The following is a 13,274-nucleotide window of genomic DNA, read 5'->3' as shown; positions in this document are numbered from 1 at the left end:
TCATGGCTACGGTCACGTACGACAAGGCTTCCCGGATCTACCCGGGGACCGAGCGCCCCGCGGTCGACGCGCTGGACCTGGAGATCGCCGACGGCGAGTTCCTCGTCCTCGTCGGCCCCTCGGGCTGCGGCAAGTCCACCTCGCTCCGCATGCTCGCCGGCCTGGAGGACGTCAACTCCGGCCGCATCCTCATCGGCGACCGCGACGTCACGGACGTCCAGCCGAAGGACCGCGACATCGCGATGGTGTTCCAGAACTACGCCCTCTACCCCCACATGTCCGTCGCGGACAACATGGGCTTCGCGCTGAAGATCGCCGGCACCCCCAAGGCCGACATCCGCAAGCGCGTCGAGGAGGCCGCGAAGATCCTCGACCTCACCGAGTACCTCGACCGCAAGCCGAAGGCGCTCTCCGGCGGCCAGCGTCAGCGCGTCGCCATGGGCCGCGCGATCGTGCGTCAGCCCCAGGTGTTCCTCATGGACGAGCCGCTGTCGAACCTCGACGCCAAGCTCCGCGTCCAGACGCGCACGCAGATCGCCTCGCTCCAGCGCCGCCTGGGCGTCACGACGGTCTACGTCACGCACGACCAGACCGAGGCCCTCACCATGGGTGACCGCATCGCGGTCCTCAAGGACGGCGTCCTGCAGCAGGTCGGCACGCCGCGCGACATGTACGACACCCCGGCCAACGTCTTCGTCGCCGGCTTCATCGGCTCGCCGGCCATGAACATCGGCTCCTTCCAGGTGTCCGAGGGCGCGGCCCAGCTCGGCCAGACCCGCATCCCGCTCGAGCGCGACGTCATCGCCGCGATCAAGCCGGAGGACAAGGGCCACATCACGATGGGCTTCCGCCCCGAGTCGCTCGACGTCGTGACCCAGGCCAACGAGGGTGCGATCCCGATCCGCGTCGTCCTCGTCGAGGAGCTCGGCTCGGACGCGTTCGTCTACGGCGAGCTCGCGAACGCGGGCGCGGCGGCCAAGGAGATCCACTCCGGCGCCGGCGACGCGCAGATCATCGTGCGCGTCGACCCCCGCCAGGTGCCCATGAAGGGCGACACGATCTGGGTCGCCATCCGCCCGGGCGAGCGCCACGTGTTCTCGTCCGCGAGCGGTGCCCGCATCAACGTCTGACCGGGCCTGGGCACCAGCACCACCACCTGAGCACCACCTGATCACCCGGAGGGCGGGGCGGCGAGCAGCCGTCCCGCCCTTCGCGTCGGAGGACCCGATGCCCGACTCCCTGCAGATCACCGCGGCCGCGCCGGACCCGGCGCTCCTGGACCTGCCGTGGCACATCCCGCTCGAGGAGTGGCCGGAGAGCGTGCTCGCGGCCCTGCCCCGAGGCATCTCGCGCCACGTCGTGCGGTTCGTCAAGCTCTCGGGCCGCGTCATCGCGGTCAAGGAGATCGGCGAGACCGTCGCCTACCGCGAGTACGAGCTGCTGCGCGCGCTCAGCCGCCTCGACGTGCCGAGCGTCGAGCCGGTCGGCGTCATCAACGGCCGCCGCTCCCCCGACGGCGAGCGCCTCGAGGCCGTGCTCATCACCAAGCACCTGCAGTTCTCGCTGCCCTACCGCGCGCTGTTCAGCACGGCGCTGCAGCCGGACACGACGACGCGCCTCATCGACGCCCTCGCGGTGCTCCTCGTGCGCCTGCACCTGTCGGGCTTCTACTGGGGCGACGTGTCGCTGTCGAACACGCTCTTCCGGCGCGACGCCGAGACGTTCGCCGCCTACCTCGTCGACGCGGAGACGGGCGACCTGCACGAGCGCCTCTCCGACGGCCAGCGGTCCTACGACCTCGAGGTCGCCCGGGTCAACATCATCGGCGAGCTCATGGACCTCGAGGCGGGCGAGCTGCTCGAGGAGGGCGTCGACACGGTCGCGATCGGCGCGCGCCTCGTCGAGCGGTACGAGGAGCTCTGGGCGGCCCTGACCGACGCCGAGTCCTTCGGCACGGGCGAGCGGTGGCGCGTCGCGGCGCGCATCGAGCACCTCAACGAGCTGGGCTTCGACGTCGGCGAGCTCGACATCATCACCGACGTCGACGGCACGACCGTGAGCATCCGGCCGAAGGTCGTCGACGCCGGCCACCACAGCCGCCGCCTCATGCGCCTCACGGGCCTCGACGTCCAGGAGAACCAGGCGCGCCGCCTGCTCAACGACCTCGACGCCTACCGCGCGGCCGCGGACCGGCAGGGCGAGGACGAGGAGTTCGCCGCGCACGACTGGCTCACCACGGTGTTCGAGCCGGCCGTCCGCGCGGTCCCGCGCGAGCTGCGCGGCAAGCTCGAGCCCGCGCAGATGTTCCACGAGATGCTCGACCACCGGTGGTTCGTCTCGCGCGAGCAGGGCCGCGACGTGCCCATGGCCGAGGCGGTGCGCAGCTACGTCGACACCGTGCTCCAGCACCGCCCCGACGAGAAGTCGGTGCTCGGCGTCGACACGGCGGTCATGCCGCGCATCAGCGACCTCGGCTGACCCGCGCCGCCGGCGACTCCCCCGAGGTCGCTGGTTCGGACGCGCCGCAACCAGCGACCTCGGGGTGGGTCAGGCCTCCTGGCGGCGCAGGCGGGCGACCTCGTAGAGGCTGATGCCCGCCGCGACGCCGGCGTTGAGCGACTCGACCGCGCTGCTGATCGGGATGGACGCGACGACGTCGCAGGTCTCGCGCACGAGGCGACCGAGGCCCTTGCCCTCGGAGCCGACGACGAGGACCACGGGCCCGGTCGCGAGCTCCAGCTCGCCGACCTCCATCGTCCCGCCCGCGTCGAGGCCGACGACGAAGCAGCCGGCGTCGCGCAGCTCCGTGAGGGCGCGCACGAGGTTCGTCACGCGGGCCACGGGCACGCGCGCGGCGGCACCCGCCGAGACCTTCCACGCCGACGCGGTGACGCCCGCCGCACGACGCTCGGGCACGACGACGCCGTGGGCCCCGAAGGCGCCCGCCGACCGCAGCACGGCCCCGAGGTTGCGCGGGTCGGTCACGCCGTCGAGTGCGACGACGAGCGCGTGCTGACCGACGTACCGGGCGCGCTCCAGGAGCGCGTCGACGCCCACGTACGCGTAGGGCGGGACCTGGATCGCGACGCCCTGGTGGACGAGGCCGTCGGTGAGGCGGTCGAGCTCGGGCTTGGTGACCTCGAGCAGCGGCAGGCGGCGGTCGTTCGTGATCTTGAGGATCTCGCGGACGCGCTCGTCGGCGTCGATCTTGTGGTTGACCCACACGCCCGAGCAGGGCACCCCGGCACGCAGCGCCTCGACGACGGAGTTGCGGCCCGCGACGATCTCGGCGCCCGCGGCCGGCTTCGACCCGCGACCGGACGCGCCGCCCGGACGCGACGGACGCGACGACGTGGTGCGCGGCTCGGTCGCGGCGCGCTCGCCCGCGACGGGTGCCGTCCGGCGGCCGCGCGACTTCGCGGCCTCGAGCCGCTCGGCGGCCGCCTTGCGCTTGTGCGCGACGTGGTAGGTGCGGTCCTCGGCCTTGGGCGTGGGGCCCTTGCCCTCGAGCGCGCGCCGGCCCTTGCCGCCGGTGCCGACCTGGGCACCCTTCTTGCTGCCCGTCTTGCGGGTCGCCCCGCGGCGCTGGGAGTTGCCGGCCATCAGTCCTCCTGATCGTGCGCGAGCGACCAGCGAGCACCGGTCGGTGAGTCCTCCACGGCGATGCCGGCGGCGGTGAGCCGGTCCCGGACCGCGTCGGCCGTGGCCCAGTCCTTGGCGGCGCGGGCCGCCGCACGCGCCTCGAGCTCGGCGGCGACGAGCGCGCCGAGCGCGTGCTCCGCGCGCGACCCGCTGCTCGCGTCCGCCCAGCCCGCCGGGTCCAGCCCGAGCGGGTCGAGCATGCCGCGCACCGCGACGAGCGCGGCGCGCGCGGCCGTCGCGTCGCCGTCGGCGAGCGCGGTGTTGCCGCGCCGCAGGTGCTCGTGCACGACGGCGAGCGCGGCCGGCACGTTGAGGTCGTCGTCCATCGCGGCGACGTAGTCGGCGGGGAGCCCCCCGGACGTCACCTCGTCGTCGGGCACCGCCCCGACGACCTCCGTGGCGCGCCGGACGAAGCCCTCGAGCCGGGCCCACGTCGCCTCGGCGTCGGGCACCGTCTCGGCCGTCCACTCGAGCATCGACCGGTAGTGCACGGCGGTCAGCGCGTACCGCAGGACCGCGGCGTCCGTCTGCGCCAGCAGAGCCTCGACGAGCAGCGAGTTGCCCAGCGACTTGCTCATCTTCGCGCCGCCCTGCGTCACCCACGCGCTGTGCATCCACAGCCGCGCGAACGCGTCGCCGGCGGCCCGGGACTGGGCCTGCTCGTTCTCGTGGTGGGGGAAGCGCAGGTCGAGGCCCCCGCCGTGGATGTCGAACTCCCGGCCCAGGTAGCGCCGCGCCATCGCGGAGCACTCGAGGTGCCACCCGGGGCGGCCGCGGCCCCACGGGGTCGCCCACGACGCCGTCGCCGGCTCGCCGGGGCGGTTGCGCTTCCAGAGCGCGAAGTCGCGCGGGTCCCGCTTGTCGGTGTCGGCGTCGTCGTCGGCCGTCGTGAGGTCGGCGAGCGGCTGGTTCGTGAGCGAGCCGTAGTCGGCGTAGGAGCGGACGTCGAAGTAGACGTTGCCCTCGTCGCCCGGGTAGGCGTGCCCGCGCTCGACGAGCTCGGTCATGAGCTCGACCATCTCGGGGACGTGGCCGGTCGCACGCGGCTCGTAGGTCGGCGCGAGCACCCCGAGGGCCCGCTCGGCCTCGGCGAAGCGCCGCTCGTGCAGCTGCGCCCACGCCCACCACGGCTCGCCGGCCTCGGCGGCCTTGGCGAGGATCTTGTCGTCGATGTCCGTGACGTTCTGCACCAGGGTCACGCGCGTGCCGCCCCGGCGCAGCCAGCGCACGAGCACGTCGAACGCGACGGACTTGCGCATGTGGCCGATGTGCGGGGGCCCCTGCACCGTCGCGCCGCACACGTAGACCCCGACCTCACCGGCACGCAGGGGGACGAGCTCGCGCGTCGCGCGCGTCGCGGTGTCGAACAGGTGGAGGGTCACACGCGCCAGGGTACCGGCGCGCCGCGCACGGCCCCGCCCCCGGCCGGGCGCCGGATCGCGGGGCGGACCTCAGCCGAAGGCCAGGCCGAGCCCGCGGTACGTCGGCACGACGTCGACGCCGCCGTCGGGGCCCAGCAGCGCGACCTCGGCGAAGCGCTCCATCACCTCGCCCGCCTTGGCGTGCCGGAACCACACCCGGTCGCCGACGGCGAGCCCGTCCGCGGCGCGGCCGCGCAGAGGCGTCTGCACCTCCCCCGCACCCTCGGACCGCAGCAGCCTCAGGCCCGCGGGAAGCACGGGCCGCGGCGCGCGCGACGGACCCACCGGGCCGGACGCCACGAACCCGCCGCTGAACGCCGTCACGACGCCCCGCGCCGGCCGCCGCACCACGTCGAGCCCGAGGAACGCGGCCGGCACGAGCGGCGCGGCGCCGGGCGCGAGCCGGTAGCCGTCGAAGAGCGTGGGCGCGAGCAGCCCCGACCCCGCCGTCAGCTCGGTCACGGCGGGGTCGGCGGCCGTCGCCGCGAGGCTCCCCGTGCCGCCGCCGTTGACGAGGTCGAGCCGCCCCACGCCCGGCGCCGCACGGACCGCGGCCACCACGGCGCCGCGCCGCGTCCGGAGCTCGGCGAGCGACGCGCGCTTGACCGCGCGCACCGCGGCGGAGGTGTCGGGCAGGCCGGCGACCTGCCCCTCGTAGAACATCAGCCCGCGCACCGCGAACCCGCGCGCCGCCGCGTCGGCCGCGAGCGCGGCGACCTCGGCGGGCTCGCGCAGCGGCGAGCGCCGCACGCCGAGGTGCGCGCGCAGGCGCGACGGCAGCCCCGGACCGACCCGGAGCGACGCGTCGACGTCGAGGCACACGCCGAGCGGCAGCGGGGCCTCGCCCGCCGGCCGCCCGGGGCGGGCGACCTGGTCCTCGACCCGTGCCAGGAGGTCGAGGTGGGCGGCGTCGTCGACCATGAGGGTGATCGCTGCCCGGGCGGACGGGTCCGCAGCGAGGTCCGCGAGCGCTCCCCGGTCGACGCTCGGGTAGCCGACCAGCACGTCGGTCGCGCCCCGGCCCACCCACCAGAGGGCCTCCCGCACCGAGTAGGCCATGAGGCCGCTGAACCCGGCCGCGAGCGCGCGCCCGACCAGCGCCGGGACGCGCACGGACTTGGTCGCGAGCCGCACGGGCCGGCCGCCCGCGCGGCGCAGCAGCTCGGCCGCGTTCGCGTCGAACGCCTCGAGGTCGACGACGGCGAGCGGCGCGGGCAGCCCGGACGTCCCGGCGAGCCGCGTGGTGGTGATCACCGGGCCATCTTGACGGTGACGACCCGGCGCGGGTAGTCACCGGACATGACGACGACGGCGGGCCGCGCCCGCACGACGACGGCCGCCGCCCGCCCCGGCCCCGCCTGGCGCAACTGGTCCGGCACGGCCACCGCGCACGCGCAGCGCTTCTGGCGCCCGCGGGACGCCGCCGACGTCGTGCGTGCGGTGCGCTGGGCGGCGCGCGCCGGGTTGCGGGTGCGCGCGGTCGGCGGCGGGCACTCGTTCACCGACGCCGCCGTGACGGACGGCGTCCTGCTGAGCCTCGACCACCTCAGCGGGCTCGAGCACCTCGAGCGGAGGCCCGACGGGACGGCGCACGTCACCGTGGGCGCGGGCACGCGGCTGCGCACCCTCAACCGCCTGCTCGCCGCCCACGGGCTCGCGATGGAGAACCTCGGCGACATCGACCGCCAGTCCGTCGCGGGCGCGATCTCCACGGGCACGCACGGCACGGGCGCGCGCCTCGGCGGGCTCGCGACGCAGGTCGTGGGGGTGCGCCTGGTCGGGGCCGACGGCGAGGTGCGCGCGGTGGACGCCACGCGCGACCCCGCGCTGTTCGAGGTCGCCCGCCTCGGCCTCGGCAGCGTCGGCGTGCTCGTCGCGGTGACCCTGCGCGTCGTGCCTGCCTTCACGCTGCGCGCGCGCGAGGAGGCGCACGACCTCGTCGACGTCCTCGACCGGCTCGACGGGCCGGACGGGTGGGTCGCGACCACCGACCACGTGGACCTCTACTGGTTCCCGTTCACGCGCCGCGCGCTGGTCAAGCGCAACGACCGCGTGCCCGCCGGGAGCGGCCCGCGCCTCGCCGTGCGCCGCCGGCTCGAGGACGAGCTGCTCCAGAACGGCGCGTTCGAGCTCACCAACCGGGTCGCCGCGGCCCTGCCGCGCACGGTGCCCGCCCTCAACGCGGTCGCGGCGCGCGCGCTCGCGGACCGCACCTACTGCGCGCCGTCGGCCGACGTCCTCGTCACGCGGCGGCGCGTCGTCTTCCGCGAGATGGAGTACGCGGTGCCGCGGGACGCGCTGCGGGACGTCGTCGAGGAGGTCGACGCGTGGCTGCGGCGCACGCGCGAGCCCGTGCCGTTCCCCGTCGAGATCCGGTTCACCGCGCCCGACGACGTCTGGCTGTCGACCGCGTACCAGCGGCCCTCGGCCTACCTCGCGGTCCACCAGTACCACCGGCTGCCGCACGCGCGGTACTTCGACGCCGTCGAGGCGATCGTGCGCACCGTCGACGGGCGGCCGCACTGGGGCAAGCTGCACGGGCTCGACGCCGCGCGGCTCGCGGAGCTCTACCCGCGGTTCGACGACGCGCGCGCGGTGCGCGCCGAGCACGACCCGGACGGCCTGTTCCGCAACGCGTACACCGACCGCGTCCTCGGGCCGGTCCTCAGGCCCTGAGCCGACCGTCCGCTCCGTGCGGGCGTTCGGCGGCGTCCGGTCGCGAGGGAGGGTGGTGCCGCGCGGCCCGGGGGGCGATGATCGAGAGATGGTGCGCGCGGTGGTGGCGAGGGCCTACGGCGGCCCCGAGGTCCTGCAGGTGGTCGACGTCGTCGTCGCGCCGCCCGGCCCGGGCCAGGTCCTCCTCGACGTCCGGGCGATCGGGGTCAACCCCGCGGACTGGAAGCAGTACTCGGGGTTCTGGGGCACCGACCCGGACCGGCTGCCGATGCGGCTGGGCAACGAGGCGGCCGGCGTCGTCGCGGCCGTGGGCGAGGGCGTCGAGGGCGTGGCCCCGGGCGACGAGGTCATCGCGTACCCGACCGCGGGCGCCTACGCCCAGCAGCTCCTCGTGCGCGCGACGTCGGTGCTGCCCAAGCCCGCGGGGCGGAGCTGGGAGAAGGCCGCCGGGATCATGGTCACGGGCGTCACCGCGTTCCACGCGCTCGCCGCGACGCACGTGGGCGCCGGGGACACCCTGCTGGTCCACGGCGCGTCGGGCGGCGTGGGCTCGGCGGTCGTCCAGCTCGCCCACGCGCGCGGCGCGCGGGTCCTCGGCACGGCGAGCCCCGCGAACCACGACCACCTCGCCGACCTCCACGCCGTCCCCCTCACCTACGGCCCGGGCCTCGAGGAGCGCGTGCGCCGGGCGGCGCCCCGCGGCGTGACCGCCGCGATCGACTGCGTGGGCACGGCCGAGGCGATCGAGGTCTCGCTCGCGGTCGTGCCGGACCCGCAGCGCATCGCGACGGTCGCCGGTCACGCGCACGCGACGGGGACCGGGATCCGCCTGCTCGGCGCGGGCGCCGGCTCGGACCCGGGCACGGAGGTGCGCCGCCGCGCGCGCACCGAGCTGCTGCGCCTGTGGGACGCGGGCCGGATCGACGTCCGCATCGGCGCGACGTTCGCGCTCGCCGACGTCGCCCGCGCGCACCGCGCCGGGATCGCCGGGAAGGTGGACGGCAAGATCATCCTCCACCCCTGACCATCGCCCGGCCGCACCCGGCGCCGACCCGGTCCGTCGCGCGCGTCACGCGGCCGAGCGGGCGCGTGCCTCGTCGCGGAGCGCGTCGAGCACGCGCCGGACCACCCGGCGCTCGGCGCGGTCCGGCCGCAGCAGCGCGTCGACGCGCCGCGCCGCGGGGACGTCGGCGAGCGGCACGAGCGCGAACCGTTCGCCGCCTCGGTCGTCGGTCGACCAGCGCGGCAGCAGCGAGACCCCGTGCCCCGCGGCGACGAGCCCCTCCACCACGCGGAAGTCGTTGATCCGCTGGACGACCCGCGGCGGCGCGCCCGCGCTGCGTGCGACCGCGTCGAGCACACCGGCGACCGGGAAGCCCTCCCGCACGGCGATCCACGGCTCGTCGGCCAGGTCGGCCGGCGTCACCGACGCGCGGCCCGCCAGCCGGTGCCCGGGCGGCAGCGCGACGTCGAGCGGCTCGCGCAGCAGCGGCACGACGACGACGCCCGCACCCCACGCCGTGCCCGGCGGGACGGGGGCGTCCGGCCGGTGCGCGACGACGACGTCGTGCGACGCGGTGAGCGCGGGGAAGTCGCTCTGCGCGACGTCCTCGTCCGCGAGCTCGACCGTGACCGCGCCGCCGTCCTCGCCCTGGGTCGCCGCGAGGCGCGTCAGCAGGCCCGGGAACAGGAGGGTCGCGCCGCTCTGGAACGCCGCGACGCGCACGTGCCCGGTCGGCCGCCCGAGGTAGGCGTCGCACGCGGCGTCGGCCCGCGCGAGCGCGACGGCGACGTCGACCGCGCGCTCGGCGAGCTCGAGCCCGACGGGCGTCAGGCGCACCCCGCGCCCCGCGCGCTCGACGAGCGCGACGCCCGTCCGCCGCTGGAGCGCGGCGAGCTGCTGGGACACGGCCGACGGCGTCACGTGGAGGGCGCGCGCGGCGGCGGTGACCCCGCCGTGGTCGTGCACGGCGCGGAGGGCCTCGAGCTGACGCACGTCCATGCAGCGACGCTAAACGGTGGGTGGAGCAGATGTCGATGGTGCTGCACGGTCCGTGGCGTCCATCCTCGTGGCATGAGCCCGCGCGACCGCCTCCTCGCCGTCGTCGTCGCCGTGCTGTGGGGCGCCAACTTCACGGCCATCCACGCGTCGCTCGAGCACTTCCCGCCGTTCTTCCTCGCGGCCCTGCGGTTCGCGGTCATCGCCGTGCCGACCGTGCTGCTGGTCCCGCGCCCGCGCGTGCCCACGCGCTGGCTGCTCGGGTACGGCCTCGGCTTCGGCGTGCTGCAGTTCGCGTTCCTCTACCTGGCGATGGCGGCGGGCATGCCCGCGGGGCTCAGCTCCCTCGTCCTCCAGTCGTCCGCGCCGTTCACCGTGGTCCTCGCGGCGTGGCTGCTGCGCGAGCGCCTCGGAAGGCGCCAGGTGGCCGGCGCGCTCGTCGCGGTCGCGGGGCTCGGGGGCATCGCGGTGCACCGGGGGCTCCTGGGCGGGCAGGCCGCGCTGGTGCCCGTGCTCCTCACCGTCGCGGGTGGGCTCGGCTGGGCCCTGGGCAACCTCGCCTCGCGCCAGGCGCGGCCCGACAGCCCGCTGCGCCTCATGCTCTGGATGTCGGTGGTCCCGCCGCTGCCGATGCTCGCGCTCTCCCTCGCGATCGAGGGGCCGGCCGCGATCGGCCGCTCGCTGACGACCCTCGACGCCCCAGCCGCGGCTCCGGCGCTCCTGGGCCTGGCCTACACCGTCGTCGTCGCGACCGTGGTCGGCTCGGGCCTGTGGACCGCGCTGCTCGCCCGGAACCCGTCGAGCAGCGTGGCCCCGTTCTCGATGCTCGTCCCGGTGGTCGGCATCGCCGTCGCCGGGCTCGTGCTGGGCGAGCGCGTCTCGGGCGTCGAGCTCGCCCTGGGCACGCTCGTCGTCGGCGGCGTGCTGCTGGGGAGCCGGGGAGGGCGCGGACGGCCGGCAGGCGCGGCGCGGACGCCGGGGCCGACGGCGGCGGGTGGGTCAGGCGGTGGGGACGACGAGCGCCGTCGCGAGGGCGGCGACGCCCTCCCCGCGGCCCGTGAGCCCGAGCCCGTCGGTCGTCGTCGCGGACACGTGGACGTCGGCACCGACGGCCGCTGACAGCGCGGCCTCGGCCTCCGCCCGGCGCGGGCCCAGCCGGGGACGGTTGCCGATCACCTGGACGGACACGTTGCCGATCGCGAAGCCCGCGGCGCGGACGAGGCGGGCGGCCTCGCCGAGCAGCGCGACGCCCGAGGCGCCCGCCCAGCGCGGGTCGGACGTGCCGAACGTCGAGCCGAGGTCCCCGAGCCCCGCGGCGGCGAGCAGGGCGTCGGCGGCCGCGTGCGCGGCGACGTCGGCGTCGGAGTGCCCGTCGAGGCCGCGCTCCCCCGGCCAGTGCAGGCCCGCGAGCCACAGGTCCCGGGGGGCGTCGGACGCCGCGTAGGCGTGCACGTCCACGCCGATGCCGGTGCGGGGCAGCGGCGGGGTCAGCGCGCGGCCCGCGCCGGGATCGGGCGTGCTCATCGGTGCCCTCCCGGGGCGGTCGTGATGGGCGCGGCGTCCTCGTGGAGCAGACGCTCCGCGAGCGCGAGGTCGGCCGCCGTCGTGATCTTCACCGCGCGCGGGTCGCCGTCGACCACGCGCACCTCGAGCCCGAGCGCCTCGACGAGGCCCGCGTCGTCCGTCGCGGCGGTCGCCTCGTCGTGCGCCCGGTCGCGCCCCGCCTCGTGCGCCCGGCGCAGCACGTCGAGCGTGAAGCCCTGGGGGGTCTGCACGGCGCGGAGCGTCCGGCGGTCGGGCGTCGCGGTCACGCGGCCGGCGTCGTCGACGACCTTGACCGTGTCGGTCACCGCGAGCCCGGGGATCGCGGCGCCGTGCCGGGCCGCGGCCGCGACGACGCGCCGGACGGCGTCCGCGCCGACGAGCGGCCGCGCGGCGTCGTGCACCAGGACGACGTCGGCGGGGGCGAGGTCGCCCGACGCGACGACGGCGGCGAGCCCCGCGGCCACCGACGCCTGGCGCGACGGCCCGCCGGGGACGACGTCGACCCGGCAGCCGCCCGGGGCGAGGCCCGCGAGCGCCGCGGCGACGTCGACCACGTGCGCGGGGGGCGCCGTGACGACGAGGTGCGTGAGGTCGGCGGCGGCCACGAGCGCCCGGGCCGCGTGCGCGACGACCGGCTCACCCGCGAGCGGGACGAGGGCCTTGGGCAGGTCGCTGCCGAGGCGCGACCCGCTGCCCGCCGCCGTGAGCACGGCCGCCACACGCACGACAGGCCCCTGCGTCGCGGGCGCGAGCCCGGCTGCAGGAGCCTGTGCGCTGTCGCCGGTCAGGAGGCGAGGACCTCGTCGAGGATGGCCTCGGCCTTCTCCTCCTCGGTGTGCTCGGCGAGTGCGAGCTCCGAGACGAGGATCTGACGGGCCTTGGCGAGCATGCGCTTCTCGCCGGCCGAGAGGCCGCGGTCGGCGTCGCGGCGCGACAGGTCGCGGACGACCTCGGCCACCTTGATGACGTCGCCCGACGCGAGCTTCTCGAGGTTCGCCTTGTAGCGGCGCGACCAGTTGGTCGGCTCCTCGGTGTACGGGGCGCGCAGCACGTCGAACACGCGCTCCAGGCCCTCCTGGCCGACGACGTCACGGACGCCGACGAGGTCGACGTTCTCCGCCGGGACCTCGATGGTGAGGTCGCCCTGGGCCACCTTGAGCTTGAGGTAGAGCTTGTCCTCACCCCGGATGGTGCGGGTCTTGATCTCCTCGATCAGCGCTGCCCCGTGGTGCGGGTAGACAACGGTCTCGCCTACGGTGAAGGTCATGTGGAGGCGTCCCCTTTCGCGGATGCCCATCTTAGCATGCCTTTTGCCCCATCGGACCGGCTCCGGCGACCGTTTGCGCAGGTCAGGGGCACCCGCCCCCGTCGCGGGGTCCGGCAGGCACTAGGCTGACCCCGCACCGACCGCCTTGACCCAGGACTCCAGGAGCCCCGTGTGATCAGCCGTCCTCGTCGCGCCGTCGCCACGGCCACGACCGCCGCGCTCGCGGCCGCCACGCTCCTCCTGACCGGGTGCTCGGCGACGAACCCGATCACGACGCAGAACAACTACGCGGCGTCGGACGGCTCGCACGTCGAGCTCGGCGACCTGCGGCTCGGCAACCTCATCGTGCTCTCGGCGGGCCAGGGCGAGCCGGGCGCCGTCGTCGGCTCGGTGACGAACGACGCGGGCGAGGCGACGAGCGTGACGATCGCCGTCGCCGGCGCGGAGGCGGGCACGTTCCGCGTCGACGGCCGCGGCACGGTCCTGCTGGGCCAGGAGGACGGCGAGACCCTCGAGGTCGAGAGCGTCGAGGAGCCCCCGGGAGCGTTCATCGACCTCACGGTGACGTCCGACGCCGGGTCGACGACGGTCGGGGTCCCCGTGCTCGACGGGACGCTGCCCGAGTACGCGGACGCCGTCCCGTCGGGCGACGACGAGGGCTGACCCCCGGCACTCCGTCGGGGGTGTGAAGGCTTGGTCGCGCCCCGCGCGACGAACCCTTCAC

The 13,274-nt window shown here is 76.1% G+C and carries 13 protein-coding genes; 6 read left to right on the top strand and 7 right to left on the bottom strand.

What is annotated here, in order from left to right:
* Positions 1-2: 2 nt before the first annotated feature.
* Together JIG38_RS05610 and JIG38_RS05605 are read left to right on the top strand one after the other, a co-directional pair.
* Positions 3-1,130: an ABC transporter ATP-binding protein gene (locus tag JIG38_RS05610; protein WP_199422782.1), complete on the top strand. Its 1,128-nt coding sequence runs from the start codon at positions 3-5 to the stop codon at positions 1,128-1,130.
* 97 nt (positions 1,131-1,227) lie between these two features.
* Entirely contained in the window at positions 1,228-2,478 is a 1,251-nt protein-coding gene (locus JIG38_RS05605; protein WP_199422781.1) for a DUF4032 domain-containing protein, read from the top strand.
* Between the two features lie 69 nt (positions 2,479-2,547).
* Here the strand turns inward: JIG38_RS05605 and rlmB are convergent, their stop codons facing one another.
* From rlmB to JIG38_RS05590, 3 genes are all read right to left on the bottom strand, one after another.
* Positions 2,548-3,603: a 23S rRNA (guanosine(2251)-2'-O)-methyltransferase RlmB gene (gene rlmB, locus JIG38_RS05600; RefSeq protein WP_199422780.1), complete on the bottom strand. Its 1,056-nt coding sequence runs from the start codon at positions 3,601-3,603 to the stop codon at positions 2,548-2,550.
* Complete coding sequence (gene cysS / locus JIG38_RS05595; protein ID WP_199422779.1) at positions 3,603-5,024, bottom strand: cysteine--tRNA ligase; 1,422 nt, start codon at positions 5,022-5,024, stop codon at positions 3,603-3,605. Before cysS ends, rlmB begins: the two co-directional genes overlap by 1 nt.
* A gap of 69 nt (positions 5,025-5,093) precedes the next feature.
* Positions 5,094-6,317 (bottom strand): type III PLP-dependent enzyme domain-containing protein, encoded by a 1,224-nt coding sequence (locus tag JIG38_RS05590; RefSeq protein ID WP_199422778.1) that lies wholly within the window; start codon positions 6,315-6,317, stop codon positions 5,094-5,096.
* A 45-nt stretch (positions 6,318-6,362) separates the two neighbouring features.
* Between JIG38_RS05590 and JIG38_RS05585 the strand changes: the two genes are divergently transcribed.
* Complete coding sequence (locus JIG38_RS05585; protein ID WP_199422777.1) at positions 6,363-7,739, top strand: D-arabinono-1,4-lactone oxidase; 1,377 nt, start codon at positions 6,363-6,365, stop codon at positions 7,737-7,739.
* A gap of 88 nt (positions 7,740-7,827) precedes the next feature.
* On the top strand, positions 7,828-8,763 hold the full coding sequence (locus tag JIG38_RS05580) for a quinone oxidoreductase family protein (RefSeq protein ID WP_199422776.1): 936 nt from the start codon (positions 7,828-7,830) through the stop codon (positions 8,761-8,763).
* A gap of 45 nt (positions 8,764-8,808) precedes the next feature.
* Here JIG38_RS05580 and JIG38_RS05575 read toward each other — a convergent pair whose 3' ends face one another.
* On the bottom strand, positions 8,809-9,741 hold the full coding sequence (locus tag JIG38_RS05575; RefSeq protein WP_199422775.1) for a LysR family transcriptional regulator: 933 nt from the start codon (positions 9,739-9,741) through the stop codon (positions 8,809-8,811).
* A gap of 72 nt (positions 9,742-9,813) precedes the next feature.
* Here JIG38_RS05575 and JIG38_RS05570 point away from each other — a divergent pair, with 72 nt between their 5' ends.
* Positions 9,814-10,857 carry an EamA family transporter gene (locus tag JIG38_RS05570; protein WP_199422774.1) on the top strand — a complete coding sequence of 348 codons (1,044 nt, stop codon included), beginning with the start codon at positions 9,814-9,816 and terminating at the stop codon, positions 10,855-10,857.
* On the opposite strand, the gene ispF is transcribed toward JIG38_RS05570, so the two are convergent.
* From ispF to JIG38_RS05555, 3 genes are read right to left on the bottom strand one after another with little or no spacing between them, the layout of a single operon-like run.
* Complete coding sequence (gene ispF / locus JIG38_RS05565; protein ID WP_199422773.1) at positions 10,738-11,262, bottom strand: 2-C-methyl-D-erythritol 2,4-cyclodiphosphate synthase; 525 nt, start codon at positions 11,260-11,262, stop codon at positions 10,738-10,740. The genes JIG38_RS05570 and ispF overlap by 120 nt on opposite strands.
* Positions 11,259-12,008 (bottom strand): 2-C-methyl-D-erythritol 4-phosphate cytidylyltransferase, encoded by a 750-nt coding sequence (gene ispD, locus JIG38_RS05560; protein ID WP_199422772.1) that lies wholly within the window; start codon positions 12,006-12,008, stop codon positions 11,259-11,261. The genes ispF and ispD overlap by 4 nt, the downstream gene beginning before the upstream one ends.
* A 59-nt stretch (positions 12,009-12,067) precedes the next feature.
* Positions 12,068-12,550 (bottom strand): CarD family transcriptional regulator, encoded by a 483-nt coding sequence (locus tag JIG38_RS05555; RefSeq protein ID WP_199422771.1) that lies wholly within the window; start codon positions 12,548-12,550, stop codon positions 12,068-12,070.
* 171 nt (positions 12,551-12,721) lie between these two features.
* Here JIG38_RS05555 and JIG38_RS05550 point away from each other — a divergent pair, with 171 nt between their 5' ends.
* A complete protein-coding gene (locus JIG38_RS05550; RefSeq protein ID WP_199422770.1) occupies positions 12,722-13,213 on the top strand; it encodes a hypothetical protein in 492 nt (163 codons plus the stop codon).
* Positions 13,214-13,274: the final 61 nt, after the last annotated feature.

The organism is Actinotalea solisilvae (assembly GCF_016464425.1).
Lineage (GTDB): Bacteria > Actinomycetota > Actinomycetes > Actinomycetales > Cellulomonadaceae > Actinotalea > Actinotalea solisilvae.
The sequence above is the reverse complement of the archived record's forward strand: the minus strand, read 5'-3'. Positions and strand labels throughout refer to the sequence as shown.

What these genes read in the sequence shown, in the direction of transcription:
- JIG38_RS05610 (WP_199422782.1), top strand. Translation starts at nt 3, where the DNA reads ATGGCTACGGTCACGTACGACAAGGCTTCCCGGATCTACCCGGGGACC.
- JIG38_RS05555 (WP_199422771.1), bottom strand. Translation starts at nt 12,550, where the DNA reads ATGACCTTCACCGTAGGCGAGACCGTTGTCTACCCGCACCACGGGGCA.
- rlmB (WP_199422780.1), bottom strand. Translation starts at nt 3,603, where the DNA reads ATGGCCGGCAACTCCCAGCGCCGCGGGGCGACCCGCAAGACGGGCAGC.
- JIG38_RS05570 (WP_199422774.1), top strand. Translation starts at nt 9,814, where the DNA reads ATGAGCCCGCGCGACCGCCTCCTCGCCGTCGTCGTCGCCGTGCTGTGG.
- JIG38_RS05605 (WP_199422781.1), top strand. Translation starts at nt 1,228, where the DNA reads ATGCCCGACTCCCTGCAGATCACCGCGGCCGCGCCGGACCCGGCGCTC.
- ispF (WP_199422773.1), bottom strand. Translation starts at nt 11,262, where the DNA reads ATGAGCACGCCCGATCCCGGCGCGGGCCGCGCGCTGACCCCGCCGCTG.
- JIG38_RS05580 (WP_199422776.1), top strand. Translation starts at nt 7,828, where the DNA reads ATGGTGCGCGCGGTGGTGGCGAGGGCCTACGGCGGCCCCGAGGTCCTG.
- JIG38_RS05585 (WP_199422777.1), top strand. Translation starts at nt 6,363, where the DNA reads ATGACGACGACGGCGGGCCGCGCCCGCACGACGACGGCCGCCGCCCGC.
- JIG38_RS05575 (WP_199422775.1), bottom strand. Translation starts at nt 9,741, where the DNA reads ATGGACGTGCGTCAGCTCGAGGCCCTCCGCGCCGTGCACGACCACGGC.